At 67.4% G+C, this 24,013-nt stretch carries 25 protein-coding genes and 2 pseudogenes; 15 read left to right on the plus strand and 12 right to left on the minus strand.

The genetic code is table 11. The annotated features are described in order from the left end of the window. Nucleotides 1–67: 67 nt before the first annotated feature. The 3 genes from ACGFU7_RS43505 to ACGFU7_RS43515 form a co-directional block, all read right to left on the minus strand. Complete coding sequence (locus ACGFU7_RS43505; protein WP_393703906.1) at nt 68–1,084, minus strand: transposase; 1,017 nt, start codon at nt 1,082–1,084, stop codon at nt 68–70. Continuing rightward, a complete protein-coding gene (locus tag ACGFU7_RS43510) occupies nt 975–1,301 on the minus strand; it encodes an FAD-dependent oxidoreductase (RefSeq protein WP_393703908.1) in 327 nt (108 codons plus the stop codon). The genes ACGFU7_RS43505 and ACGFU7_RS43510 overlap by 110 nt, the downstream gene beginning before the upstream one ends. A gap of 394 nt (nt 1,302–1,695) precedes the next feature. After that, on the minus strand, nt 1,696–1,851 hold the full coding sequence (locus tag ACGFU7_RS43515) for a DUF6131 family protein (protein ID WP_229846355.1): 156 nt from the start codon (nt 1,849–1,851) through the stop codon (nt 1,696–1,698). 457 nt (nt 1,852–2,308) lie between these two features. On the opposite strand from ACGFU7_RS43515, the gene ACGFU7_RS43520 reads away from it, so the two are divergent. The 10 genes from ACGFU7_RS43520 (at nt 2,309) to ACGFU7_RS43565 (ending at nt 7,864) form a co-directional block, all read left to right on the plus strand. Further along, the gene (locus ACGFU7_RS43520; RefSeq protein WP_393703909.1) at nt 2,309–2,704 is read left to right on the plus strand and encodes a gas vesicle protein; all 396 of its coding nucleotides are present in this window, start codon (nt 2,309–2,311) and stop codon (nt 2,702–2,704) included. Between the two features lie 88 nt (nt 2,705–2,792). Next, entirely contained in the window at nt 2,793–3,257 is a 465-nt protein-coding gene (locus ACGFU7_RS43525; protein WP_393703911.1) for a gas vesicle structural protein GvpA, read from the plus strand. A 3-nt stretch (nt 3,258–3,260) separates the two neighbouring features. After that, nucleotides 3,261–3,974, plus strand: coding sequence for a GvpL/GvpF family gas vesicle protein (locus ACGFU7_RS43530; RefSeq protein ID WP_393703912.1), 714 nt, complete (start codon nt 3,261–3,263; stop codon nt 3,972–3,974). A gap of 9 nt (nt 3,975–3,983) precedes the next feature. Next, nucleotides 3,984–4,235 carry a gas vesicle protein GvpG gene (locus ACGFU7_RS43535; RefSeq protein ID WP_259930026.1) on the plus strand — a complete coding sequence of 84 codons (252 nt, stop codon included), beginning with the start codon at nt 3,984–3,986 and terminating at the stop codon, nt 4,233–4,235. 106 nt (nt 4,236–4,341) lie between these two features. Beyond that, nucleotides 4,342–4,764 (plus strand): gas vesicle protein, encoded by a 423-nt coding sequence (locus ACGFU7_RS43540; RefSeq protein ID WP_393703933.1) that lies wholly within the window; start codon nt 4,342–4,344, stop codon nt 4,762–4,764. Further along, on the plus strand, nt 4,761–5,591 hold the full coding sequence (locus tag ACGFU7_RS43545; RefSeq protein ID WP_393703914.1) for a GvpL/GvpF family gas vesicle protein: 831 nt from the start codon (nt 4,761–4,763) through the stop codon (nt 5,589–5,591). The genes ACGFU7_RS43540 and ACGFU7_RS43545 overlap by 4 nt, the downstream gene beginning before the upstream one ends. Next, entirely contained in the window at nt 5,588–5,836 is a 249-nt protein-coding gene (locus ACGFU7_RS43550; RefSeq protein WP_329831339.1) for a gas vesicle protein, read from the plus strand. Before ACGFU7_RS43545 ends, ACGFU7_RS43550 begins: the two co-directional genes overlap by 4 nt. After that, nucleotides 5,826–6,233, plus strand: a complete 408-nt coding sequence (locus ACGFU7_RS43555; protein ID WP_393703916.1) for a gas vesicle protein K — start codon at nt 5,826–5,828, stop codon at nt 6,231–6,233. Before ACGFU7_RS43550 ends, ACGFU7_RS43555 begins: the two co-directional genes overlap by 11 nt. A gap of 16 nt (nt 6,234–6,249) precedes the next feature. After that, nucleotides 6,250–6,423 carry a CsbD family protein gene (locus ACGFU7_RS43560; protein WP_114243090.1) on the plus strand — a complete coding sequence of 58 codons (174 nt, stop codon included), beginning with the start codon at nt 6,250–6,252 and terminating at the stop codon, nt 6,421–6,423. 463 nt (nt 6,424–6,886) lie between these two features. Beyond that, the gene (locus tag ACGFU7_RS43565) at nt 6,887–7,864 is read left to right on the plus strand and encodes an iron-containing redox enzyme family protein (protein ID WP_393703918.1); all 978 of its coding nucleotides are present in this window, start codon (nt 6,887–6,889) and stop codon (nt 7,862–7,864) included. Here ACGFU7_RS43565 and ACGFU7_RS43570 read toward each other — a convergent pair. From ACGFU7_RS43570 to ACGFU7_RS43580, 3 genes are all read right to left on the minus strand, one after another. Then, nucleotides 7,844–8,047 (minus strand): CDGSH iron-sulfur domain-containing protein, encoded by a 204-nt coding sequence (locus tag ACGFU7_RS43570; RefSeq protein ID WP_393703920.1) that lies wholly within the window; start codon nt 8,045–8,047, stop codon nt 7,844–7,846. The genes ACGFU7_RS43565 and ACGFU7_RS43570 overlap by 21 nt on opposite strands. Before the next feature lie 37 nt (nt 8,048–8,084). Then, nucleotides 8,085–8,771, minus strand: a complete 687-nt coding sequence (locus ACGFU7_RS43575; RefSeq protein ID WP_393703935.1) for a HemK2/MTQ2 family protein methyltransferase — start codon at nt 8,769–8,771, stop codon at nt 8,085–8,087. 1,422 nt (nt 8,772–10,193) lie between these two features. Beyond that, entirely contained in the window at nt 10,194–10,577 is a 384-nt protein-coding gene (locus tag ACGFU7_RS43580) for a hypothetical protein (protein WP_393703921.1), read from the minus strand. Between the two features lie 498 nt (nt 10,578–11,075). On the opposite strand from ACGFU7_RS43580, the pseudogene ACGFU7_RS43585 reads away from it, so the two are divergent. After that, nucleotides 11,076–11,441, plus strand: a pseudogene (locus tag ACGFU7_RS43585) (PAS domain-containing protein); the annotation flags it as partial. Between the two features lie 472 nt (nt 11,442–11,913). On the opposite strand, the gene ACGFU7_RS43590 reads toward ACGFU7_RS43585, so the two are convergent. Next, nucleotides 11,914–12,240, minus strand: coding sequence for an integrase (locus ACGFU7_RS43590; protein ID WP_393703922.1), 327 nt, complete (start codon nt 12,238–12,240; stop codon nt 11,914–11,916). A 1,242-nt stretch (nt 12,241–13,482) separates the two neighbouring features. Between ACGFU7_RS43590 and ACGFU7_RS43595 the strand changes: the two genes are divergently transcribed. Continuing rightward, on the plus strand, nt 13,483–14,868 hold the full coding sequence (locus ACGFU7_RS43595) for an MFS transporter (RefSeq protein ID WP_393703923.1): 1,386 nt from the start codon (nt 13,483–13,485) through the stop codon (nt 14,866–14,868). 54 nt (nt 14,869–14,922) lie between these two features. Here ACGFU7_RS43595 and ACGFU7_RS43600 read toward each other — a convergent pair whose 3' ends face one another. Both ACGFU7_RS43600 and lnt read right to left on the minus strand, forming a co-directional pair. Beyond that, on the minus strand, nt 14,923–15,402 hold the full coding sequence (locus ACGFU7_RS43600; RefSeq protein WP_393703924.1) for an NUDIX domain-containing protein: 480 nt from the start codon (nt 15,400–15,402) through the stop codon (nt 14,923–14,925). 30 nt (nt 15,403–15,432) lie between these two features. After that, nucleotides 15,433–17,034: an apolipoprotein N-acyltransferase gene (gene lnt / locus ACGFU7_RS43605; RefSeq protein ID WP_393703926.1), complete on the minus strand. Its 1,602-nt coding sequence runs from the start codon at nt 17,032–17,034 to the stop codon at nt 15,433–15,435. Nucleotides 17,035–17,224: 190 nt separating this feature from the next. Here lnt and ACGFU7_RS43610 point away from each other — a divergent pair, with 190 nt between their 5' ends. Then, nucleotides 17,225–18,397 (plus strand): O-antigen ligase family protein, encoded by a 1,173-nt coding sequence (locus ACGFU7_RS43610; protein ID WP_393703927.1) that lies wholly within the window; start codon nt 17,225–17,227, stop codon nt 18,395–18,397. A gap of 29 nt (nt 18,398–18,426) precedes the next feature. Here ACGFU7_RS43610 and ACGFU7_RS43615 read toward each other — a convergent pair whose 3' ends face one another. Next, nucleotides 18,427–18,990 carry a hypothetical protein gene (locus tag ACGFU7_RS43615; protein ID WP_393703929.1) on the minus strand — a complete coding sequence of 188 codons (564 nt, stop codon included), beginning with the start codon at nt 18,988–18,990 and terminating at the stop codon, nt 18,427–18,429. 59 nt (nt 18,991–19,049) lie between these two features. Further along, entirely contained in the window at nt 19,050–19,835 is a 786-nt protein-coding gene (locus ACGFU7_RS43620; protein ID WP_393703931.1) for a glutamate racemase, read from the minus strand. A 58-nt stretch (nt 19,836–19,893) separates the two neighbouring features. Between ACGFU7_RS43620 and ACGFU7_RS43625 the strand changes: the two genes are divergently transcribed. Next, nucleotides 19,894–21,066, plus strand: a complete 1,173-nt coding sequence (locus ACGFU7_RS43625; protein ID WP_393703932.1) for a glycosyltransferase — start codon at nt 19,894–19,896, stop codon at nt 21,064–21,066. A 52-nt stretch (nt 21,067–21,118) separates the two neighbouring features. Here ACGFU7_RS43625 and ACGFU7_RS43630 read toward each other — a convergent pair whose 3' ends face one another. Then, complete coding sequence (locus ACGFU7_RS43630) at nt 21,119–22,444, minus strand: TerD family protein (protein WP_393703937.1); 1,326 nt, start codon at nt 22,442–22,444, stop codon at nt 21,119–21,121. Nucleotides 22,445–22,797: 353 nt separating this feature from the next. Between ACGFU7_RS43630 and ACGFU7_RS43635 the strand changes: the two are divergent. Next, nucleotides 22,798–23,930 (plus strand): annotated as a pseudogene (locus ACGFU7_RS43635) (IS630 family transposase). Nucleotides 23,931–24,013 lie beyond the last annotated feature (83 nt).

The raw sequence follows: 24,013 nt of genomic DNA on the forward strand, positions 1-24,013 counted from the left end.
GAACCAGATGCTCCACCCGACGCGTCGGCACCATCGTCCAGGCCGTCCACACCCTGATGACCTGCGGCTATTCAGGATGAAAAAGGTTCACTGACGTCGCCTCGAAAGCCCTGGTCGCGGACTTCACGGAAGATCTGGCTGGCGGGAGTTGTGACAGCCCCCAGCGAACCTCTTGTAGATGTACGGCTTGAAGTCGTCCAGCAGCGTCGGAGGGAGGTGACCTTGACCTGTAGATCGTCGAGATCTGGAGTTCTGGCATGGCGTCGGACCGTGTAGTAGTCGAGCTGCAAATCCCCGCTGATTCCACGCAACGAGAATCCCTGGAAGAGGAGTTCGTGCACGGCTTGGTGCCGTTCGCGGATACCGGCAACGATGTGGCACGGACGGCCGTTGACGTCCGTGGTTCCATCTGGGACCAAAGGTGGGTCCGCTTCCGAAGAGGCCGGCCCGTATCGGCGAACGCGGACCGAACGCATTTGTAGTGTCCTGTCACGGTCTTCTCCACAGCTCGTCCGAGGTTGTTCCGCAGGCGCCAGGCGTCCGCGACCTGGACGGCCTGCGGTGCCGCCGCGCGGGCGGCCTCGGCGTAGGTGGAACCCCGGTCCTGCCAGATGACCTCCACCTCAGGATGGTCGGCGAGCCAGCTGGCTACTGGCGCGGCTTCCCTGCCGGGCATCACATCGATCGGTTGCCGGGCTTCGAGGTCCACAAACAACGTCGCGCACGTTTGTCCCCGCAACGGCGCGAACTCGCCGCCCCCAAGTACCCGGACCTTGCCCGCCCGAGCTGTCTCCTGCCTCCACAGCATCGTGTCCTTCCCTGCGGCGAGACCGATGAGACGAGCCAGCCGGGCCCCGGGTCTGCCGGCCAGAGCCGCCGCGACCCGCAACCGCTCATACCGACCGTGCACCCTGCCGCCCGACCACCCTCCGCACTGCGGGCAACGAGCACCTCGAAGGGCAGTTCCGTATCGGTCACGAAGACGCGTCGAGCCCTGCCCGCCGTGTGGCCTCTGCCTCGTCCCTGATCTCATCGATGCGTTGGCGCCGTGTTTTCGCTTCCAACTGCGCGTGCACCAAGCCATACGCAGTTGTCAGTTTGGCCGTGGTGTATCCGGTCACGCCCGCGGCGATCCGGTCCGCCTCCCGGACGACAACGTCCGCACCCGCCCGAGCCAGTTCCCATGAGGTGCAGAGGCCGGCGACGCCGCCGCCGATGACTGCGACGTCTGCGGTCAGGTCGGTGCTGGGGGGGCGGATAGCCGGTACGCGGCGTGGTGGCGATCCACTACGACTCGTCAACAGTCCGGCGTTCTGTAGCCATGACTCCTCGGCTTCCGCTTTGACCGGAACATTGAGTGCCCCCCGTTGTGCACGTCGTGATGGAGGAGGGTCAGGTCATGAATCAGTCTGCCGGCCGCCACGAAGCTGAGGCAGGAAGCTGGTGCTGTAGAGGTCGAAGAACCCCTGCTGATCCGGTCCAGGCGCGCCCCGCCCCCGCACGTACTCATCCACGTCGTCGCCGACGTTGTCACGGACTATGTCTTCGGTGACCCTCGGAGGCCTGCTCGAAGTGAAGTGTTTCGGGGCCAGCAGTGCCGGAAAACTGCGGTGGCCTCCAACCGAAGGCCAGATAACGCCTCCAGCCAGAGAAACGTTTCCCCTACGAGTCGCTTAGCGGCGCGGCCCTACTGGGCTACCAGTAGTGCCTTCGACCAGCGACGGCGTGCCCCAGCGATCCCAAGATCCACAAGACAACCCCTATCACCGCGAGAACAATCCCGATTGTCCACAGTATGGAGATCCCGGTCACGAACCCGACGACAAGCAAAATGATTCCGAGAATGATCACAACGTACTCCTATCTCGCCACGCCCTCTGTTTTTACTGTGATCCGAGCGCACCGCAAAGGCAACTGCTCAGGGAATGGACACATGCGCCTGCCATGACCTGTTCTCCGACGCCGGGCCGTCGGAGAACAGGTCAAGAGTGAACACCGGCGTTCCACCACTCGCGAAGCGCGCATGATACTGATCGCCGTTTGCGTTCGTCATCGGCGCCCAGGGCCTCAGTGGAAGCGATTCCCTCCTTGGGGGATAGCGTGCCCACCGCTCACAGCGTTTCTTATGCGGCAGCGATGGCGTTATGCAGCCAGCAGGGGGCTACGGCACGCGGTGTAGGAGGCTGTTCCCGGCGCTGAAGCAACGGTGCGAGCTCCGAGATGCGCTCAGCCCAGGCCGTATATCATGGAACGGCGTCTTGTGAAGGTGACGCGGGCATCATGTCGTCTCCGATTCCGGAGCGGGAACATGGCCGTAGGCGAAGAGGACGAGACAGGGCGCGTCCGGCGTCCGTCCAGCAAGAAGCCCGTCAAGAAGACCGCCAGGAAAACCAGCGCCGGACGGGCCAGCAGCCGCACGAGCGAAACGAAGCGTGCGGCCCGTCGGGTTTCGGCCCCGCGGGCCATGCGGTATGCGGCTGAGCAGCTCCAGGAGCTTTTGGGGCGAGCACCCGAGTCCGTCTCGGCGGTGAAGCCGACGGAGGGCGGCTGGCAGGCGGACGTGGAAGTCTTGGAGCTGGAGCGTATCCCCGGCACTACCAGCGTGATGGCGAGTTACCGGGTGACGCTGGACGAGGAAGGCGAACTGCTGGCGTACGAGCGCATCCGCCGCTACACCCGAGCCCAGATCGACCCGCGTGGCTAGGGCCGGAATACGAGTGCTGCACCGCTCGCCGGACGAACGGAAACGGCCTCCTCCCGGAGCCACGTGTGAGCTGCTGAAAGGAGGCACCATGACTATGGTGCCGCAGGGCGGAGGAACCATTTCCAGGGCCGGTGGAGGAAGGTCGGGGAACCTTTACGACATCCTCGAGCTGATTCTGGACCGCGGCCTGGTGATCGATGTCTTTGTACGTGTGTCCTTGGTGGGCATCGAGATCCTCAAGATCGATGCCCGCATCGTCGTGGCGAGCGTGGATACCTACCTGCGCTTCGCGGAGGCCTGCAACCGCCTCGACCTGGAGGAGGGCCGCAAGGCTCCGTCTCAGCTGACCGACCTGGTCGGCGAAGTGACCGAGGGCGGAGCGCAGGGCAAAGCCAAGGGTGCTCTGAGCGGGGCCGCTGACGTGCTGACCGATGCCCTGAAGGGAGGACATGACGACGAGGAGGCCGAGCAGCCAGAAAAGAGGCGCAAGGAGCCCGAGGAGAGGCGGGAGCGGCCGCGGCGTCGGCCTGCCGCCCGACGCCGCGAGGAGTGAACCATGGCCGTATACGTGTATTCCATTGTCAGGGCCACCCATCCGCAGCGCTTGGAGGGCCTCCACGGGGTGGGGGACCCGCCTACGGCCCTCCGCACGGTGCGCACCAAAATGCTGTCCGCGGTCGTCAGCGACGCGCCCGAGGAGCTGCGTCCCAAACGCCGAGACCTCAGCGCACACCAGGCCGTCCAGGAACAACTGATGGCCGACGGCACCGTTTTGCCGCTGCAGTTCGGCTTCACCACCACGGACGACGACGCTGTACGAGCGGTCCTGGAGGACGGTACGGATAAATTCAGCGAACGCTTGCGGGCGCTGGAGGGCTGCGTGGAATACCACCTGAAGGCCGCCCAGGACGAGGATGCGCTGTTGCGCCAGATCCTTCAGGAGTCCGACGAGGCGCGCGAGCTCAACGAGGAGATCAGAAGCGGCCGCAGCAGCCCGGAACTGCCGCTCGCCCTCGGGGAGCTGGTCTCCCAAGAAGTGCAAGCGCGGCAGGATCGGCTCGCCGTCGCAGTCCTCGATGCGCTGCGCGGACTCGCGCGGGAAGAACGCTCATCGCAGCCGACCGGGAACGACTTCTTGAATGTGTCCTTCCTTGTGAAGCGGGACAACGAGAAGACCTTCCTCGGAGCGGAACAGGACATCGCCAAGGAACTGGGCGCGGACTTCGACCTGCGACTGGTCGGCCCGCTGCCCGCCTACAGCTTCGTCTGAGGAGTCCTCATGGGACTGCTGACTCAACTCGCGACTCTTCCACTGGCGCCGGTGCGCGGCGTGGCCTGGGTCATGGAGCGCGTCGTCGAGGCCGCGGAGAACGAGTACTACGACCCAGCACCCGTCGAACGGGAACTCGCCGCACTTGAGCGAGCGCTCGTGGCGGGAGACATCGACGAGGAAACCTTCGACCGGCGCGAGGACGAGTTGCTGGACCGGCTGGACGAGATTAGGGCCCATGTCCAGGGCGTCGATACCTGATCGCGGCAGCCGGCGGAACGGGCGCATTGCCACGCGCTCCCGTCGAAACTCGGGGACACCAGGGAATTGAGGTGCAGCGGCCGTGACCGAACCCGTCGCCAGGAGGCTGGGCGACCTCCCGTCCAGGTCCGCCCCGTATGGCCAGGGCTCCTCGGCCAATCTCGCCGACATCCTGGAGCGCGTCCTGGACAAAGGCATCGTCATCGCAGGCGATATCCAGATCAACCTCCTGGACATCGAACTGCTCACCATCAAGCTGCGCCTGCTGATCGCTTCGGTGGACAAAGCGAAGGAAATGGGCATTGACTGGTGGGAGCACGATCCCTCACTGTCGTCACGCGCCAACGACGGCTACCGCTCACTCGCCGAGGAGAACAAACGGCTGCAGGCTGAAATCACGGCGCTGCGCGAAGACCGTGAGCTGCCACAGGTCAAGGACGAAGAGAGCCGCGCTGTGGCCCCCCGGCGCACCTCACGCACCAAACGAACAGAGCCCAGCCCCCGCAGCGAGAGGCGGGACGAGCCATGACCGAGGCCATCACCTATGCATACGCCGTAGCACGCGACGCCGACGGATCGCTGGAGGAAGCTCTGTCCCGGCTCCCTGGAGTGGCGGAGGCGCCGGTGCATCTAGTGCGTGTAGAACACAGCGATGATGTGGTGGTCGCCGTGAGCCCGGTACCCGAGCGGGACTTCCAAGAAGCCGCGCTGCGAACGCATCTTGAGGACTTGGACTGGCTGGAGTCAGTCGCCCGCGCCCATCACCGGGTGATTGAGGCCTTGGCCGCCCGCACCGCCGTCCTGCCACTGCGTCTGGCGACGGTTTACCTCGACGACGAGCGGGTGCGGCTCATGCTCCGGGCTCGCTACGAGGCATTTGCCGGCAGACTGAGCGACCTGGCAGCGCAGGTGGAGTGGGGCGTCAAGATCTACGTCGAAGCGGCCGCGGAGAGCGAGAGCCCGGCAGCCCCACCTACAGATGCGGGTCTGACAGATGCGGGTCTGAGCCCCGGGCGGGCCTACCTCAGCCAGCGCAGAGCACAGCGACACGCCCGCGAAGACGCCTACCGGGGCGCCGAACAGGCAGCCGAGAGGGTCGAGGCCGCCGCCCACGCTTATGCGGTTGATCGCGTCCAGCACCGGCCGCAGCAAGGCGAACTCGCCCGCGGGCCGGGAGAGAACGTCATCAACGACGCCTACCTTGTGCCGCTGCAGCACGCCGAAGACTTCCGCGCCGATGCCATGCAGGCCGCAGAAGGACTCCCCGGGGTACGCGTCGAAGTCACCGGGCCGTGGGCCCCGTACTCCTTCGCCACCCTCGCTGAAGCCGAACCGCTGAAGAGGGCCACGCCGTGAGGGCGGCGGGCAGGCCGGAGGCCACGCCGAAGGAGCCGCTGCCGCAACGGCAGATCGCACTGATCGACCTGCTGGACCGGTTGCTCAGCGGAGGCGTGGTCCTCACCGGTGACGTCGTACTCTCCATCGCCGATATCGACCTCGTACGCATATCGCTGCGCGCGCTGATCGTCTCCATCAGCGAACAGAATCCTTCGCCCTGGCATGCCATCTCAGCACCCATAGGAGACGACCATGACAGGTGAGGACCGTCCGCCCGGAAGCCGCCTCGACGAGATCGCCGATGCCGCCGCCCGCGCCTTCCGCATGCTGCCCGCAGTGCCGCAGGACATCTTGCCCCGGGGCGGCGCGGAGGTACGAAGGCCGGCCCACCGGGTCACCACCGCCCCGGACACGGTGGAACGGGACCTGATCAAACTCGTACTCACACTCGTCGAGCTGCTACGACAACTCATGGAACGCCAGGCCCTTCAGCGGGTCGACGCAGGAGACCTCACTGAGGAACAGGAGGAGCGCCTCGGAGCAACTTTGATGATTCTGCACAGTCGTATGATTGAACTCTGCTCTCGATACGACCTTTCCATGCAAGATCTCAATTTGGATCTCGGACCTCTCGGAACTCTGCTGGCACCACCCGAATGACCCCAGGGAGAACGACATGGGTATCGGAAAGAAGTCCAAGAACATTGGCAAAATCGCAGAAGGAAAAACCAAGGAAACGGTCGGGCGGGCCGTTGGCAACGAAAGCCTGGAGGGAAAGGGGAGGGCCCAAAAGATGAAGGGCAAAGTGAAGCAGGCAGTGGAGAAGGGAAAGGACACCTTCAGGCACTGAAAGAAAGACATGCAGCACTGACCCGCCGCCGCACTCCGAACAAGGGCGGACTGGCGTCCAGCAGATCCAGTGTTGGCTCGCTGCAATCGACGCAGCTGGCGGCGGGACAGTGCGCGCTCGGTGTACAAGGCGCTGAGGAGGGTGTTTGTTCTGCGCTCACTTCATGTATGTCCGGGTGGACCGAATATGCAACGGGCCACTGAAACGAATGTGCCCGGCGAACGTCTCCGTAACCACTGGCCGCCGTTTCTCCAAACGCCGACGGGTATGGCAAATCACACGCCCGTCGGAGTCCATGTTGTGGGCTACTCCGAGTCAGCCCTGGAGAAGCTGTCCGCCCTCTACTCGATGCGGAAATTCTGGTTGTGAGCGGATCCTGATTCCGATGTGGACGAGGTGGAACGCGAAGCTGGGAGCCTCGTCGCAAGGGCGATGGAGACGCACGCCAAGGAAGGGAAGCACCGTGAAGCTCCCGGAAATCCGAGGCGAGGTGTCCGCCGCTCTGATCGAGGCGCTCGGCCGGGAACCGGGTCGGCGCAGCCTGCCCGACATACGCCGGGTAGCGGGTGCCGACCCGTACGGCGACGACCTTCAACTCGCCCTGTATGTCTGCTACGAGTTGCACTACCGCGGCTTCGACGGTGTGGACGGCACCTGGGAGTGGGATCCGGAACTGCTCAGGGTGCGTGCCGAGCTGGAGCGGGATTTCGTGGCGGTTCTGCGCGCTGACGTGCCGGTGGCTAAGGACGCCGGCAGCGCGCTGGACGAACTCGTTCTGGAGCCGGTGGACGCCGAAGGCGTGTCGTACTTCCTGCGGGACGAGGGCGAGCTGTGGCATCTGCGCGAGTACGCCGCCCACCGCTCGCTCTACCACCTCAAGGAGGCCGATCCGCACGTGTGGGTGATCCCGCGCCTGACGGGCCGGGCCAAGGCGGGAATGGCCGCTGTGGAGTACGACGAATTCGGAGCGGGACGGGCGGAACAGGTCCACTCGAAGCTGTTCGCCGATCTGATGGCGGCCCTCCGCCTGGACACCTCGTATGGGCGCTACCTCGACGCTGGATCGCGGCAGATGCTCGCGACCGTCAACCTCATGTCGCTCTTTGGACTCCACCGCTCACACCGTGGTGCGCTGGTCGGTCACTTCGCCTCAGTGGAGACCACATCGCCACCAGGGTCGCGGCGCCTCGCTCAGGCATTGAAGCGGGCCGGTGCCGGGCCTGCGGCCATCCACTTCTACGCGGAGCATGTGGAGGCCGACGCCGTGCATGAGCAGCTCGTACGGCATGAGGTCGTTGCCGGTCTGCTCCAGGAGGAGCCGGATCTGGCACCGGACGTCGCCTTCGGTATCGCGGCCACCGGATGGTTGGAAGACCGGTTCGGGGAGCAGTTGCTCGGCGCATGGCGGGGCGGCGAGTCCTCACTCCGTGTGCCGCTCTGAGGCCGGCGGTGGGGCTTTCGGCCTCTTCCGGCCGCGGTGGCTCGTGTCGCACCAAGGGAAGATGAGGCTCCGCCGACAGGTACACAGTGCAACAACAGGCCGGTCCGAGCGAGCAATGGTGCCGTCCTCCTGGACCACTTCGACAGGCCCCTCTACGAGCATGGGTCCGCCCGGTTCTTGCATGACACGGCGTGCAGCTGCCCGAGGTGCGGTCTCCGGTTCAGTACGGCCGTTCTGCACGGATCACCACCAGTTCCTCTTCCTCCTGGCCGGCCTCGATCAAGCCCTGGGCCTCCAGCCAGCTGGCCCGTTCTCGCAGGACAGGTCCGAAGGGAACGAACCGGCGGTCGGTAACAGCCACGCCCAGTCCCGCTTCAGCCAGCCGCGCCAGGGTCATCGCGGGGTTGCTCAGCACGGAGTGGACCGCGAGCAGCACACCTCCGGGGCGCAGCAGAGCTGGGACCTTGGCACAGAGCCGGTCGAGCACCGCGCGGCCGTCGATCCCCGCCTCCCAGGCCCGAGCAATACCGCGACGCGGTAGGCAGGCGTTCACGGACGGTACGTACGGCGGGTTCGCCAGCACCAGGTCGAACCTCAGGCCGGTTACAGGCTCCGTCAAGTCGCCCCGGCTAGTCCGGATCACCCGTGCATACCCGGACAGCAGTGCGTTGAGTCGTGTGGTGAGCACCGCCGCGGCCGACGTGTCGATGGCGGTTACACGGGCAACACCGAAGCGGGCGGCAGCAATCGCCGCTGCACCGGTACCGGAACCCACGTCGAGCACCTCGGCTCCAGGTGACGGATGTTCGCGCCGCAGAGCGGATACCAGCATGACTGTGTCTTCCTGCGGCGCGTAGACACCCGGAGGCTTGAGGAACTTCAACTGTCGTGCCCGTCTTTCAGAGATCGCAGGGCGGGTAGCAGGGAGACGCGCTACGGCTGCCACGACGAAGGTGTCGACGTCGTCACCGCACGGGATGGAATCCGCAATGTCGTCCGCCAGCACGAACTGGGGGACCTGGCAAATCCGGCTGGGGCAGCTCTGGTTTGGCCTTCCAGCCGTCGGCCGGCCAGCGGAACTGGTCGTGCGTCCGTGCGTCCGTCACAGCCCGGTCGGCGTCGTAGCAGCCACGCACCTGTGGCCACTCGGAAGCAACATCACGGCTCCTTAAGCCGGGTGGCCGCCGCGCCTGACCGCCACCATCCTCAGCTGCACCCGGCAACCTCAAGCGGATACGCGCCATGACAGCCGCACAACAAGCCCGGATGCGGTCCGGGTACCTGGCCCACTCTGCGACCGGGGCCCATCGTCTCCATCAGCAGTCTTTGCCGCGGGCATCTGCCCTGAGCGTCTTTTCTCGCCGCGTCCCTCTGCCTGCGGGCCCTTGTCGTCCCGCCGACGGTTTCCCGACTCTGCCCTTCGCTGGAAAGGCCCTGACGTATCCACCTTGCGCCGATCACTCTGGGGCCGCAATCGGTAGGACGTCACGCTCACGAGTCTCCGGGGAAAGAAGGACCGGAAAGAAGGACCGTAGCGCCCCGGTCAGTCAGGCGGCTCGGGGACCGGGCGGGTTCCGGGGCCCGGAGGTGGCTCCGGGTCTGGCTGGGGTTGAGGTTCGCTGGGGCCTGGTTCGGACGGACGTTGTGGGTCGTGCGGCACCGGATCCGGCCGGCTGGGGACGGGTCCGGGGCCTTCAGGGGTGGTTTCCGCGGTCATCGCTCTCGTCCTTGCGTTGTGCGTCAGTCGCTGAACTCGTGGATGTACGCCGGGAAGGTCGGTCGCTCCCCCGCGCACGTGCAGTCTCCGCGCGGCCAGCCTGGCGGTGACCGATTGCGTCGTTGCGATCTGCGACCGACTGGCGGCCGGGCTGTCCGAGGTCCCGGCGCGAGGTTCTGGAATGGTGGGATGGGCGGCGTACAGCGGCGATGCGCAGGCTCAGCCCCAAGACGGCCAGCGCCCCGACGGCGATGCCGTAGAGGAATAGCGTGCCGGTGGAACCGGTCACGTGGCATCCGAATACCGAGAAGCCGTCGGTCAGATGGTGTGCCTGCCAGAATTGGCGAGAACGCCAGCCATGGCGACGACTACCGCGGCGATCAGGATGATGAGCCCCAGGATAACGACCATGGCGTGCTCCGGGAATTTGCGGCGTACAACCACACCAAGTCCACAGAAGCGCAGGAGACTCAGACCACGACGTCAGGCACGGCGAAAAGCAGGTTGCGGGCTCCCCGCACCAGCGTGTCACTTTCGGAACTTGGTGGTGTCGCGAGCTTCGACGTACGACTCTCGGCGGGGCACGAACAGTGTTGTCTGGGATCGATGGGGTCAGTCGGAGTCGGAGCGCGGTTGCTGCGGGTCGACTCCCGTGGATGCGGAGGCGTCCCGGGTGCCGCTGGGGCGTTGGGACCGGCCCCTGGGGCCGGTGTCGTGCATACCGCTCTCGCTGGTTTTCCCGGCGCGTTCCTGACCCGGGCGATGTGTGCTCTTGACTGTGTTGCCGGGGACCTCCTCGGTTTCCTCCTTGGAGATCTTCCTGCCGGGGCCGGGCTTCGGCGCGTACTCGTCGGGATGGAAGGACCGGTGTGCGCTTTCGTTGGCCTCCTGATGGGTCTCGTCCACATCCGACGACCAGCCATGCTGGTGGGCACCCTTGTGACGGCTTGGTCCCTCGCCATGCGAGGGCTGGGACGACTTCTCGTTCTTCGGCATGACCGGGCTTCCTTTCGAGTCTCCGCGACCGCGCGGATGGCGGTGCAGTATCCAACTGGAAGCATAGCCAAATCGAACATTCAGGCATCTATTACGCAAAAGGATGCACTGATCCACCGGGATCGAACCCTCTTTCCCAGTTGCTCGTGTGCGCGACTCGGCCCGCGTCCGCTGCCCCGCCACCGCACCCGCCCGGTCAACCTGCGTGAACACGTCCTGGCCGCCGGGCGTAAGAAGGCGGTGACGGTCACCTGGCGCAGGGGCTCCAAAGCCGCGATGCCCTCCCCGATTCATGTTCCTGCGCATCCGGCTCGCGGGACGCCGTCCAAAGCCCGCGGCCGATCCTGACCTGGCTGATCGCGCAATGGCCCGAGGGCAAGGACGAGCCGGTCAAGTACTGGTTCGGGATGCCTTCGTCCGTGCCCACACCTAGCGGTTGCGGTGCCCTGGAGTGCTGACCTACCCGGAGCGCCGCTGGTGCCTATCGTGAAAGAGCACATGATCGACATAGCGTCGTGGGCAGGTGGCATCGTGGACGCATCCGGGATCGACTACGAGGCGGTATTCCAGGCGCTGCCGGGCGCGGTGGCCCTGTTCACCACGGACCTGGTGTACGTCGACGTCAACGAGGCATGTCTGAGCAGCATGGGGCGTACCCGTGGCCAGGTGGTAGGCCGCTACCTGTTTGATGCCTTCCCCGACGACCCCAAGGACCCCGCCGTAACCGGTATGCGCAAGCTGCAGGCATCGCTGCGGCGGGTGGCTGCCATAGGGAAGCGCGACGCCATGACGCTGCACCGCTACGACGTGGAGCACCGGGACCGGCCCGGGGTGTGGGAGGAGCGGTACTGGAGTCCAGTCAACGTCCGCTCGAAGACGACTGGCAGAACTCGCTTTCAGCGGGCGGACCGCTCCTCAGACACCTCTCGGCCATCGCAGTCAGCGCCCACGCGGCGGTACCGCCCACGGGACCTCGTCGTCATCGGGGTCGGCGAGACGGACACGTCCCTCGGCAACCGGACACTCGATCAACTCGCCTGGGATCCCCCTGGGACTTTTCTGAGACTTCCGGCCGCATCAACGGGCATGACCGTGAAACAACCGAAAGACCATTTGCACAGGTCAGCGCCCCGCGATCACCCAGCGTGGCAGGTCACGGCGCTCCACTAGTCTCTTCCGGGACATTTGATCGACGAAGGCCGCCGCCCCCTTCCTGACCAGGCATAACGCTGGTTCGGAAGGGGGCGGCGGCATCTGTGGGACTTCTCTGGGACTTTGCGCCCGAGCGGGGGCTGCTGCGAGCTACGGTCCGGCCTCGGCGCTGTCCGGGCCGAGGCTACGTGAAGATCGCGTCGATGGCGGCGGTGCCTCGCGCGCCCGCACGGGGCAGGAAATGGGAGTACTTCCGCAAGGTGAATCCAGGATCGGAGTGGCCCAGCCAGCGTGCCAGTGAGACAACCGATTCGCCGGCCTCCAGCTCTTCGGAGGCGTAGAAGTGGCGCAGGGCGTGGAAGCCGTGCTCACGGGACGGCTCCCACACTCTGGATCCGCTCCGACTGCTCTCCTGTAGTGGAGCGATGACGCCCGCTCCGGCCAGGGCCGACTTCCAGACATACGAGTTGAAGAAGTTCCGGTTGACCGCCTTCCGCTCGCGTCCCGTCACCAAGAGGCTGTACGTCCTCGGCCCGCCGGTGCTTGGCTTCCACAGGCGTCTCAGGGGGACGAGGATCGTCCCAGGGCAGCGTGACCGGCACTGGCGCGAAGACCTCCATGTGCCGCTGGACGGCCAGGGCCACACTCTTGGGCAGAGGCACGTCTCGCACCTTGCGGCCCTTGGGAAGCGCGAAGCACAACTTCGTCCGCACCATCTTCACCTGGCGCCGGACATGACGACTTCCTTGGCAAAGTCGAAGTCATCGGCACTCAGTCCCAGCGCCTCTCCTTGCCGGAGGCCCAGGCCCGCTCCGACCTCGACAAGGACTCGGTACCGGTCCGGCATTGCCGCACATCGGCCAGCACACGCTCGGGATCCCACGCCTCAACTCTGCCGGGTGCCGCGGCCGGCGGACCGACCGTGCTGGAGCGGCACGGATTGCGTGCGAGTCGGCGGTCCTCGACGGCGGCCTGCAGGACGCTGGACAGCGTCGCCCAGACGAGGCGGATCGAGGTCGGGCCGAGGTCCTTCTCGAGTCGCTTCTTCCAGCTGCGCAGCGTTTCCGTGCCGACGCCGTTCAGCGGCTGGGATCCGAGATGCAGATATCCGGGCCAGCATCTCCGGCGAAATCACCCCATACTCCGGGTCGTTGTTGCGCTTGGACAGTCGCCGCAACAACTCATCGTGATCGGCTCGGCGTCGCAACGGCCGCCAGACACACGCCTGTCAGGATCAGCCCGAGCCAGCCGCGTTCGACCCGCAGGCCGAGACCCCTTCTCGGTGGTGTTGAACACGGCAACCTGCCTCGACATTGAGGCGGGCAAACCCGAAACCGATGCCCTCGTTCCTCATTGGAACACCGACGCGTCAACACCCGCTCTCCTAGCGGACGTCATCCGGCAACGGTTCCGCAGGGACCCGCCGGGCCTGACGGCAGTCGCGCGGAGGTGAGGAGCACTGCACTACCCGTCCGATCCGCCCCGAATGCCGAAGTTCAACGCTGCGTAGTCAGCACCAAACCAGCACGGGAGTCAGCACCAGGGCACTAAACCATGCCGAACAACGCAACTCGGACAGGCGCCTGTCAGCCTTCAATACGGTCCTCGAAGCAGTCTCAACATGCCTGTCATGGTGGCCCCGCGCACACCCGACCCGAGAACTATGGTGTCCCGCCACATGTGCCTCTGACCTGCACGTTCCTACGGTGTGGCGACACGAAACCGTCCCCGCCAACGTCCGGAAGTGGTGTTCATGGCTGCCTCGGCATCCGCCCCGCCGACCACCCGCTCACTCAAGCGCATCGTCGCCGCAAGCCTCATCGGCACCACCGTCGAGTGGTACGACTTCTTCCTGTACGGGTCAGCTGCCGCGCTGGTCTTCAACAAGCTGTTCTTCCCCGAGTCCGAGCCGCTCGTCGGCACGCTCCTCTCCTTCCTCACCTACGCGGTCGGCTTCGCCGCCCGGCCGCTCGGTGCCCTGGTGTTCGGGCACTACGGCGACCGGCTCGGCCGCAAGAAGCTGCTGGTGCTCAGTCTGTTGATGATGGGCGGAGCGACGTTCGCCATCGGGCTGTTGCCGACGCATGCCACGGTCGGGGCCGCCGCCCCCGTACTGCTCACCGTCCTGCGGCTGGTGCAGGGCTTCGCACTCGGTGGTGAGTGGGGCGGGGCCGTGCTGCTCGTGTCGGAGCACGGGGACGCCAAGCGGCGCGGGTTCTGGGCCTCCTGGCCGCAGACGGGGGCGCCGGCCGGGCAGTTGCTCGCCACCGGGGTGCTCTCCGCGCTCACCGCGCTGATGTCGGACTCGACCTTCGGGGCATGGGGCTGGCGCATACCGTTCCTGCTCTCCGGTGTACTGGTGGGCGTCGGCTTGTGGATTCGTCTCTCTGTCGATGAATCACCGGTGTTCAAGGCGGCGCTGGCACAGGCCGAGGAGCGCAAGGCGGTCGCCGCGGTGGCCGAGAAGATGCCGCTCGTCGCCGTGCTGCGGCACCACTGGCGCGATGTGCTGATCGCCATGGGGGCCAGGATGGCGGAGAACATCAGCTACTACGTGATCACCGCGTTCATCCTCGTGTACGCGACGACGGCCGCGAACCTGGACAAGCAGACGGCGCTGAACGCCGTGCTCATCGCCTCCGCCGTTCACTTCGCGGTCATCCCGATGTGGGGCGCGCTGTCGGACCGGCTCGGCCGCAAGCCCGTCTATCTGGTCGGGGCGGTCGGTGTGGGACTGTGGATGTTCCCGTTCTTCGCGCTGATCGACACGCAAAGCTTCGGAAGCCTGCTGCTCGCCGTGACGGTCGGACTCATCTTCCACGGGGCGATGTACGCGCCCCAGGCGGCCTTCTTCTCGGAAATGTTCGCGACCCGGATGCGGTACTCGGGTGCATCGATCGGTGCCCAGTTCTCGTCGGTCGCGGCCGGTGCCCCGGCGCCGCTCATCGCCACCGCGCTGCTCGCGAACTACCACAGCTCGACACTGATCTCGCTGTATGTGATCGCCGCGGCACTCATCACCGTGCTGGCGGTCGCCTGCGCCAAGGAGACCAGGAACCGGGATCTCGCGGACATCGAGGGGGCCGTCGCGGAGCCGGACGCGCCCTCGACGCTGCCGGCCGACGCCCGCACCGTCTGAGCCGTGCTCGCCGGGCGGGCCTGAGAACCGGGCCCGTCCGGCGAGCGCCGGATGTCACTGCTGGGCAGTGGGCTCGAACCAGGTGGGTTCGTCGGTCAGGGACTGCTTGATCCTGAAGAGCCCGAACTCGTTCAACGGCGGCAGCGCGTCCACCGGGAACCAGCCCACCTCCAGCGACTCGTCGTCGTTGACGCGCGCCTCGCCACCGGTCGCCCGGCAGCGGAAGGTGACGTCCAGATACTGGCAGCGGTCGCCATTGGCGTACTGCACCGGTGCCAGGGCCTGTGTGAGCACCACCCGCTCCGCCACACAGCGCACAGCGGTCTCTTCGTACACCTCGCGCTCCGCCGTGGCCGCCGGCTGCTCACCCGGCTCGCAGATGCCGCCGATGACCGACCACTTGCCGGTGTCGGAACGGCGTCCGAGGAGCACTCGGCCCTCGTCGTCGAAGACCACGGCGGTGACGCCCGGCAGCAGGAGCAGCTGTCGGCCCGCGGTGGCGCGGATCTCGCGGATGAAATCAGGAGTAGCCATGGGCTCGACCCTACGTGGCGCGCGAGTGGATCAGCGGCTCCGCCGGAGCCGAGCCGAACGGACGGTGACCCAGCCGAGCCCCGCCACGGCGATCAGTGCGAGTACTCCTTCGGGGAGCGTGCCCATCCGGGTCGCGGGTGTGAGCGAGGACCTCAGCGGCACCTTGTCCACAAGCGCGTCCGCGGTGAACAGCTTCGTCTTCTGGACGATCGTCCCGTCCGGGCGGATGATCGCGCTGACCCCGCTGGTGACGGGGACGACGACGGACCTGCTGTGCTCGACCGCCCGCACCCTGGACATGGCAAGCTGCTGATAGGTCATCTCACTGCGCCCGAAGGTGGCGTTGTTGCTGGGTACGGCGATCAGTTGGCTGCCGTGCTCGACCGTGTCCCGTACGGCGTCGTCGAACGCGGCCTCGTAACAGGTCACCAGCCCCACGTTCGTACCCGCCAGATCGAAGACGCCGACCTTCTTTCCGGGGCCGAAGTCCCGCTGCACACGGTCCACGTCGGAGCTGAAGAGGCGTACGAAGGAGCGCATCGGCATGTACTCGCCGAACGGCTGGATGTGGCGCTTGTCGTATGTGCTGACAGGCCCCTTCTTCGGATCCCACTGGATGAGGGTGTTGCGCAGGTTGCCGGTGTCGGGCTCGACGACCGCCCCGATCACGGTGGGTACGCCGATCGCCTTCACCGCGTCGTCGATCACGATCCGGGCGTCGGCGTTCCGGTAGGGGTCGAGGTCGGAGGAGTTCTCCGGCCACAGGACGAAGTCGGGCTGGGGAACCTTGCCCGCCTTCACCTCCTGGGCAAGCTGTTCCGTGCGGCGCACATGGTTGTCGAGGACGGCGCGGCGCTGGGCGTTGAAGTCGAGTCCGAGCTGCGGCACGTTGCCCTGGATCGCGGCGACGGTCGCGGTGCCGTCCTCGGCCGAGTCGTCCACGAGCGGCAGGGCGGCGAATGCGGCGGCCACGGGTACGAGGACGGTCGCGGCGGCTGCGGCGACAGCGGCCCGGGGCATGTGACGCGTGCTGCGGTAAGTACGGAACTGACGTACCGCTTCATACAGACCGAAGCCGCACAGCACCACGGCGAAGGAGAGCAGCGGCGTGCCGCCCACAGCCGCGAGCGGCAGGAACACGCTGTCCGCCTGCCCGAAGGCGATCTTCCCCCAGGGAAAGCCGCCGAACGGCACCCTGGCCCGGATCCCCTCGTCGAGGATCCAGACGGCGGCGGCCCATACCGGCCAGCAGGCGAGGCGGGAGACTGCGGCGATCCCGATACAGCCGACCGCGATGAACAGCGCCTCGGCCGCTGCGAGTGCCAGCCACGGCACCGGACCGACCTCTTCGCCCGTCCAGTGCAGCAGCGGCAGCATGAAGCCCAGTCCGGCGAGGAGGCCGAGGCCGAACGCGGCGCGCAGTCTGCGTTCGTGCAGCACCCAGCCGAGCAGGGCGAAGCCGGGCAGAACCAGCCACCACAGGGGTCGGGGCGGGAAGCTCAGGTACAGCAGCACTCCCGAAATCACGGCGGCTGCAGGCCGTACGAGCCGCGGCAACAGCCGTCTCCCCCGGGGCGTGGGGGTGGATGCGGGTTGCTGCGGGTCGTCGACTGGGGTGATGGTGGCGCTCACCCGGCGGAGTCTACGGTGGTCGGCTGTGTGCCGGGCAGTCCCGATCACGTGATGGAACCCTTTATGCCGGATCGTTTCGTCACTTTCCCGCACAGATCCGGGCCGCTGCCATTACCCTGTCCGCCAGTCCCCCACCGATCGGCCGGATCCGGCCGGTCGCGAACGGGACGGTCACAGGTCGGGGGCGAACGTGACGACTGCACCAGCGGGGCGGGGCCGGGCGTGGGAACGCGGCAACGCTTCCGACGGAGCCGGGGCCGTGATCCTCGCCGCCTGCGCGATCTGGTCGTTGATCAGCGCCGCCGGACGGGAGACCGGTCCGGAGGGTGTTCTGCTGGCTCTGCTGGCCGTCGCCGCAGGTTTCGCCTGTGGACGGATCTGCGGAACGCTGCTGCCGGTGGCGACGGCCACGGTTGCCGCCGTGGGGGCGCTCCTCATGGGGCTCCTCTCGCGTCATGGCATGCCGGGCGCCACCGCCACGGTGGACACGGCGCCCGGTCACGCCGGGGCAGCCGCCGCACTGCTGGTGCTCGCCGCGGGCGCCGCCTGCTGCGCGGCGGCGGCGGCCCGGCAGGCACCACTGCGGTTCACCCTGCGGCTGCTGGCCCTCGGCACGGCCTGCGCCGCCCTGGCGCTGCGCTCGGTGGCCGGATTCGCCGCGGCACTCGGGGTGCTGCTCTGTTCGCTGGCCGCCGCCAGGATGCGACAACGGCTGCTCGGTCTCGCCGGGCTCGCGCTGGCCACCGGTCTCGTCGTCGGTACGTCATGGGCTGTCGCCGCGGACGCGCTGCCTCAAGGCCTCATGGTGTCCCTGAAGGGTCCGCTCACCACGAACCGGGTGCTGCTGTGGCAGGACGCGTTGGAGCTGGCCGGCAGACATCCGGTGCTGGGCGTCGGCCCTGGACGGTTCGCCGAACTGAGCCCCACCATGGAGCAGACCGCCCACTCCGACGGCAAGCCGCACTCGGCGCCTCTACAGCAGGCGGCCGAGCAGGGGGTGGTGGGGGTGGTGCTGCTGGGGTCGGCCTTCGGCTGGCTGCTGTACGTGCTGTGGCGGTCGCCCCGCACCACGGCCGTCGTTCTGACGGCGGGCGCCGCGCTCACCGCACTCGCGGTACTGGCGAGCGTCGGCAATGCGCTGAGCTTCACTCCGGTGACGGCGGGAGCCGGGCTGCTCGCGGGGCTGGCGTCGGCCCGGCGGCCCATCGGCGACGGTACGACGGGGGCGGATGGTACGGACGAGGCGTGTGGTGCGGACGGGGCGGATCAGGCACGTAGTCCGGACGAGGCAGATGGTGCGGCCTACGGTCCCGGTGGCGCAGCCCGCCGCACACGGCGAGCGGACCACACAACCCCGCTCTGAGCCGGACCCGGATCCCGCAGCTCAGCGCATCAGGCCCCGGCCGGTGCGCCGGTCGCCGGCAGGTGCAGGCGCTCGCGGATGAACCGTACGCCCGTTTCCGCATCGTCGACCGTGATGGTGAACGTCCTGCCGTCACCGAGCCGGAGCACCAGGCCCTCGCCCCTGCGGACCACCACGGCCGTGCCCTGCTCGGGGCGCCAGCGGTAGCCCCAGCCGCCCCACTGGCGCGGGGTGACCTGGGGGACGAATTCCGCGCCCACCACATGGGTGAGCAGAATCCGGCGGCGCGGCAGGCCCATGTGACCACAGCGCACTTCGAGGGCGTCGCCGTCGACCCTGACGGCCACGTTCACAAAGGCGAGGGTGCCGAACAGCATGAGCAGTCCGGCGGCGACGCAGCCGATCACGGACATCAGCAGCGGGGCGATTCCGGAGGCCCAGTCGGAGGTGACGGCCAGCTGGACGCCGAGCGCCAGACATGCCGCGCCTGCGGCGGCGAGTACCCACTGGGCCCGGTTGGTGGCCCGGCCGATCCAGACGTCGGAGTGGGAATCGGCTCCGGTGTGCCTCGGTTTTCGGGAGTGGTCCCTCATGTCAAGCAGCGTACTTAAGAATCCGCACGCCGGGGATGGGGTCACTGGCCTCCGCCGGGTCAGCGGGCGGGGCTGACGGCCCCCAGCAGCTGCCCCTCGGCGTAGGCCAGAGCGGCTTCCGGCAGGTCTCCGGTGCGCCCGCTGAGGAGCACGGTGAGACCGGCGGCCGGTTCGGCCGACGGAGCGGGTTCGACCCCGATCCGGCGCAGTGCCTGGGCGGCGACGGCACCGGCGGAGCCGTGCAGCGCGACGGGAGGCAGACCGGGCTGCCGTACGGCGGCACGGATGCGGTCGGCGACCAGTTCGTAATGGGTGCAGCCCAGGACCACGGCCCGCACATCGCGCGGGGTGAGTGCGGCGGCTGCGGCGATGGCCCGGTCGATCGCCGGTTCGTCCGCGTGCTCCACGGCGTCGGCAAGACCGGGGCACGGGACCTCGGTGACGGCGACGGAGCGGGCGAATTCCCGGATGAGTCCGCGCTGGTACGGGCTGCCCGTGGTGGCGGGCGTGGCCCAGATCGCGACGGGACCGCCGGCTGCGACGGACGGCTTGATGGCGGGAACGGTGCCGATGACCGGCAGTGCGGGTTCCAGCTCGGCGCGGAGCGTCTGCAGGGCGTGTACGGAGGCCGTGTTGCAGGCGACGATCAGTGCGTCGGGCCGGTGGGCGGCGGCCGCGCGGGCCACGTTCAGCGCGCGGGCGGTCACGTCCTCGGGGGTACGCGGCCCCCAGGGCATGCTGCCGGGGTCGGAGGAGAGCACCAGATCGGCGTCGGGCCTCAGCCGGCGTACCGCGACGGCGGCCGCGAGCAGGCCGATTCCGGAGTCCATGAGCGCGATCTTCACCCGGTCACCATAGTCGACCGCCCTTGCGGTTCCGTCACAGTGGGGCAGACTGCGGCGAATGAGCGCCGTTGCCTGGATCGCCGTGGGATCGCTGGCCGCATGGGTGTGGCTGCTGCTGGGACAAGGGTTCTTCTGGCGGACCGATCAGCGGCTGCCGCGCCGGGAGGCCCCGGAGCGCTGGCCGTCCGTGGCGATCGTCGTACCCGCACGTGACGAGGCCGACATGCTTCCGGTGAGTCTGCCGTCGCTGATGGCACAGGACTATCCGGGGGCCGCGGAGATCTTCCTCGTCGACGACTGCAGCAAGGACGGCACCGGGGATGTCGCCCGTGCGCTGTCCGTACGGTACGGAGGCCTGCCGGTGACGGTGGTGTCGCCCGGTGAGCCGGAGCCCGGCTGGACGGGCAAGCTCTGGGCCGTGCGGCACGGGATCGCGCTGGCCCGGGCCCGGGAGCCGGAGTATCTGCTGCTGACGGACGCCGATATCGCGCACGAGCCGGACAGCCTGCGGGGGCTGGTCGCCGCCGCCGTGTCGGGCGGGTTCGATCTGGTCTCGCAGATGGCCCGGCTGCGGGTGTCGAGTGTCTGGGAGCGGCTGGTCGTGCCGGCCTTCGTGTACTTCTTCTCGCAGCTCTATCCGTTCCGGTGGGTGAACCGGGCGGGGGCGCGGACGGCTGCGGCGGCCGGTGGATGTGTACTGCTGCGGACCGCGGCGGCGGACCGGGCGCGGGTGCCGGAGTCGATCCGGCAGGCGGTGATCGACGATGTGTCGCTGGCGCGGGCGGTGCAGCGCAGCGGCGGGCGGATCTGGCTGGGGCTCGCGGAGCGGGTGGACAGCGTGCGGCCGTATCCGCGGCTGGCGGATCTGTGGCGGATGGTGTCGCGGAGCGCGTACGCCCAGTTGCGGCACAGTCCGCCGCTGCTCCTCGGGACGGTGCTGGGGCTCGCGCTGGTCTATCTCGCGCCGCCCATCACGCTCGTCGGCGGGCTGCTGGGCGGTGCTCCGGTGGCGGCATGGGCGGGCGGGGTGGCGTGGGCGATGATGGCCGGGACGTACATGCCGATGCTGGGCTACTACCGGCAGTCGCTGTGGCTGGCGCCGCTGCTGCCGTTCACCGCTGTGCTGTATCTGCTGATGACGGTCGATTCGGCAGTACAGCACTACCGGGGGCGGGGCGCGGCCTGGAAGGGGCGTACGTACGCCCGTCCCGAGGCCGCGCCGGACCGTTGAGCGGAGCCGGCCGTGGGCCGATGGCCGCAGTGCCGGCCGGACTCCCGGGGGGTCATTTACGGCCGGGTGTCCAGTTCATGCCCCATCCGTAGGCGTAGTCGATGGTGCGCTGCGGGCTCACTCCGCGCTCGGGTACGAGATAGCGGGCCTCGCGCCGGACCGTGAGGTCTCCCCCGTTGTTGGTGAGGAGCGCGAGCGCGCAGACGGTGGACGGGACGGTGCATTCGTCGAGCGAGAAATCGATCGGGGCTCCGTGCTGGGGCTGGAGGGTGACGGTCGCATGGAGATCGGCGAAACTCCGGGCGCCTTCATAGATGGTGACGAAGATCAGGACGCGGCGGAGCTTGTCCTTCTGGTCGAGGTTGACGGTGAGGTTCTCGCCGGTGGACACGGCGCCGGTGCGGTCGTCTCCGTCGAGATGGATATAAGGGGGCTGCCGGAGTGCGCCGAACGCGTTTCCCAGCGCCTGTACGACTCCCTTGCGGCCGTCGGTGAGTTCGTAGAGGGCGCAGAGATCAAGATCGAGGTCCGCGTGGTTGGCGACCGCTCTGCCGAGTTTGCTTCCCCAGCCCTTGAACTGTTTGCGCACTTCCCAGTTGAGATTGACCCGGAGGGCTCCCGAAGTGCCGCCCTGTTTGGCGAGGGAGACCGATGGCGCGTCCTTGGTGAGTGTCACCTTGGACAGACGGACGGGCTGGGCGGCAGGAGGCACGGGGGGTGCCGGTTGTGCCGGTGTCGGTGCAGGCGGAAGCACCGGCGGGGGTGGTGGCAGATGGTCAACCCGCGTTCCCCGCTGGGGCTGTTGAGGCGATGGGGGTTGTTGATACGGCTGGGGCTGCTGTGGTTCATCGACAGAAATACCGAAGTCCGTCGCGAGACCTTCGAGGCCGGTGCTGTATCCCTGACCGACGGCGCGGAATTTCCAGGCGCCCTGGCGCCGGTAGAGCTCCCCGAGAATGAATGCGGTCTCGACCGTCGCATCCGCACTGTCGAAGCGGGCGATCTCCGAGCCGCCCGCCGCGTCCATGATCCGTACGTACAGCCCCGTCACCTGCCCGAAGGTGCCGCCGTCCGCGGAGGCTGCCAGGACCACGCGCTCGATGGCCGGCTCGATGCGCGCCAGGTCGACCGCGAGGCTGTCCGTCACCCCGTCACCGGCGGTCCGCTTGCCCTCGTGGCGTACCGCGCCGGATACATGGGAGGGCTGGTTGTAAAAGACGAAGTCGGCGTCGCTGCGCACCTTTCCCGACACGAGAAGGAGCGCCGAGCCATCCACGTCCGGTGTCCCCGGGGATGTGCGCCACCCCAATTCGACCCGCACGGCGTGAGCCGCCACCGGAACATTGGCTCCTTTTAGCATGGTCATGCCCGCCCCCATCGCGAGTCCGGCTGCCCGAAGACTTTTCCCCGCCAACCTAACCCCCTGCCCCTCCCGGGGCCCACAGTGATGCAGCCACCGTCCGGCGATCCGCCGGTAACCCCCCGGGAACTCGGCTTTTACACGATCTCAACGCCTCCGGACGCCCTTCTTCCCAAGTTCGCTCGCATCGAAGATCGGGGTTCACTCACAACTCGTAAAACAACCCTCTTATCGGACTCCCCAACGGGAACCCTTCGACGGAGGGCTCCTGTGTGGAAACCAGTGCCGTAGCAGACAACGTTTGCCCTGTTGTGATGTGACGCGCCGCCTGGTTGCTGTGTCGGGCGGCGGGTAGCCATCACTCTGGCGGGGTGGCAGAACGAGTACGCGTACGCGAGATCGATGACGATGAGGGGCAGCGACTGCTGCGGATCATCCGCCGAGGCACCGGGTCGGTGGTGACCTGGCGGCGGGCCCAGATGGTGCTGCTGTCCGCGCAGGGCATGCCGGTCGCGAAGATTGCCGAGGTGTCGTTCACCGGTGAGGACCGGGCCCGGGATGTGATCCACAACTTCAACGCCGACGGCTTCGAGTCGCTGTACCCGAAGTACAAGGGCGGTCGCCCCAAGACGTTCACGTTGCCCGAGCGGCGCGAGATCAAGAAGATCGCGAAGTCCAAGCCGACCGAGCACGACCTGCCGTTCTCGACCTGGAGCCTGTCCAAGCCGGCGGACTTCCTGGTTGCCGAGGGGGTGGTCGACGACATCAGCCACGAGGGCCTGCGCATCCTGCTCCGTGAGGAAGACGTCTCCTTTCAACGCCTGAAAACGTGGAAGACCTCCTGCGACCCCGACTACGCGCCCAAGAAGGCCCGCGTCGAACACCTCTGCGCGATCGCCGACGGCGAGGTCATACCCGAGGACGGCGAGCCCGAAGTCGTCTTCTGCATGGACGAGTTCGGGCCGCTCAACCTCACGCCCCACCCCGGTCGGCAGTGGGTTGAGCGCGGCGGCAAGCACAAAGACCCCCGCCGTGAACCACGCCGGCGGCGACGGGCGACCTACAACCGCTACGGCGGAGTGAGGCACCTGTTCGCCGCCCTGGACCTGGCCAAGGACAAACTCTACGGCCACATCAAGCCGATCAAGAGGCGGACGCAGTTCCTGGAGTTCTGCCGCTACCTGCGCACTCTGTACCCGTCGACGGTGCGGATCGCGATCGTCTGCGATAACTTCTCCCCGCACCTGACCACGAAGAGGTGCCAACAGGTCGGCACATGGGCCGCGGCGAACAACGTCGAGATCGCCTACACCCCGACGAACTCCTCCTGGCTCAACCGGATCGAGGCCCGGTTCACGGCCCTGCGCTACTTCACCCTCGACGGCACCGATCATGCCACCCACAAGGAGCAGGGCAGCATGATCCGCCGCTACATCATCTAATGGGCACCGAAGCGGACGACCAACGCCTACGCGCCGTCGCCAACAGGGCAAACGTTGCCTAATTCCTTCGTAGCAGCGCCGAGTGGGGACCCTCAGTTCCTTCGTGCTGTTCGAGTACCGCACCGTGATGCCTGAACGTTGCATG

Origin of the sequence: Streptomyces sp. NPDC048473 (assembly GCF_043200155.1) — a bacterium.
Taxonomy (GTDB): Bacteria; Actinomycetota; Actinomycetes; order Streptomycetales; family Streptomycetaceae; genus Streptomyces.